Here is a 1,956-nt window from a genome sequence, read left to right on the forward strand (position 1 = left end):
AGATCCAGGGCGGGAGCGTGCCCGGTCAGGACCTGGGCGATCAACTGGCCCGTGCCGGTGGACAGTCCGATGCCCGCGCCCTCGTGCCCGCACGCGTGGACAAGGCCGGGCACCCGCGGATCGGGCCCGATCGCCGGCAGGTGGTCGGGCATGTACGGCCGGAATCCGAGGTAGGTCCGCATCGCGCGCACCCGCTCCAGGAACGGGAACAGCCGGGTCGCGCCCGCCGCCAGCGCCCGCAGGGCGGGAAGCGACAAGGAGCGGTCGAAGCCCACCCGTTCACGGGTCGCGCCGATCAGGACGGGCCCCGCGGCCGTCCCCTCGACCACCGGCGAGGTCTGCAGGGCCGCCGAGTCGCTGGCCACGTCGGCCACGTAGTCGGCGGCGTACACCTTGTGGCGGACCAGGCGGGGGAGCGGCTCGGTGACCAGGACGAAGCCGCGCCGGGGGAGCACCGGCAGATCCGCACCCGCCAGCGCGGCCAGCTCGCCGCCCCAGGTCCCGGCGGCGTTGACGACGTGCGGCGCGTGGATCTCACCCCAGCCGGTCCGCACCCCGCGGACAGCGCCGTCGGCTCCGAGCAGCACCCCGGTCACCGCCGCGCCGGTGAGCAGCCGGGCACCCGAGACCCGCAGCAGATGAGCGGCCGCCAGGGTCGGCATGACCTGCGCGTCCTGGGGATACAGCACGCCGCCCGCGAGGCCGGGGGCCAAGTGGGGCTCCAGCTCCCGGAGTCGGTCCGCGTCCACCCGTACCGCCTCGACCCCCGCGGTCCGCTGCCCGGCCGCGAAGCTCTCCAGTGCTTCGAGACCGTCCCGGCCCGCGGCGACGACCACGCCACCCTTGGGCTCGTACTCGATCGCGCCGCCGACCTCCTGTGCCAGGTCCGCCCACAACCGGCCGGACAGCAGGGCGAGTTCGAGCTCGGGGCCGGGCTCCTTGTCGGAGACCAGGAGATTGCCCTCACCGGCGCCGGTGGTGCCGCCGGCCACCGGGCCGCGGTCGACGACGATCACGTCGAGACCCGCCCGGGCGGCGTACAGGGCACAGGCCGCGCCCACCATCCCGGCTCCGACGACCACGACATCGCAGGTCAGTCGCTTGCTCACGTCAGTACTATGTCACATGCCGCTGTGGGCGGGAACACCCCGACGGACGGGGCTCGCCGCCGCAGCCCGCCCCGCCACCACCGGCCCCGGCTCGTCAGTCGACCTCGCCCGGATCGGCCGACGGGGTCCGTCCCGCCTGGACGTCCTCCAGCCGTGGCGTGCCCAGCTTCACCGCCTGCTTGGTGGTGTCGCCGTCCACTCCGTCGAGACCGCCGTTGGTGAGGGAGATCGCGTCCGTGCCGACCCGCACGGCCGCGACGTCGAGGGTGAGCGTGGTGGGCACACCGCCCGAGGTGCCCTGGACCGTGACCCGCAGCCCCTGACGGGCGTCGCCCTCCTTCGGCAGGGACTGCTCGATCACCTGGACCGTGCGCTTGGCGCCGGAGCCGTCCGTCACCGTGAACTGGTCGCACTTGACCGGCAGGCTCTTCAGCCAGCTGAAGGAGGATGTCAGCGCCGACTTGTCGTAGGCGGCCACCTGGTACAGCAGCCGGGACGAGCCCTGCTGGAAGCCGGTGAGCGCGGACGCCCCGGACGGCTTGCCCAGGAGATCGTCGTCGTAGAGCCGGTCGAGAAGCTTCTGGCAGTCGGCGGCGGCCGCCTTGCCGGTGATGAAGTCGGCCACGTCCACCTTGCCGACGAGCAGGCTGTCGTGCCAGGAGGCCGCGTTCTTGACCTGGGTCCAGTCGTCCTCCAGGTCCGCCTCGGTCACCAGCGCGGCCCGCGCCCCGGCCGGGGTGAGCGCGGCCGGGGACGTCTGCGCCAGCGGCGAGGAGGAGATCTCCGTGGTGTCCGCGCGGTCCGGCCCGCCGTCGTCACCGTCCGCACACGCGGCGGTCGTCAGCAA

General features: G+C 73.9%; 2 protein-coding genes. Both read right to left on the reverse strand.

Annotated elements, in window-relative coordinates; genetic code table 11:
* A partial coding sequence (locus tag EHS43_RS43505) for an FAD-binding oxidoreductase (RefSeq protein WP_125195935.1) occupies positions 1 to 1,109 on the reverse strand: 1,109 nt, incomplete at its 3' end.
* A gap of 94 nt (positions 1,110 to 1,203) precedes the next feature.
* On the reverse strand, positions 1,204 to 1,956 hold a 753-nt coding region (locus EHS43_RS43510), incomplete at its 5' end, for a hypothetical protein (RefSeq protein WP_260470992.1).

The sequence above is a fragment of the Streptomyces sp. RP5T genome (genome assembly GCF_003933965.1).
In the GTDB taxonomy this organism is placed as follows: Bacteria; Actinomycetota; Actinomycetes; order Streptomycetales; family Streptomycetaceae; genus Streptomyces.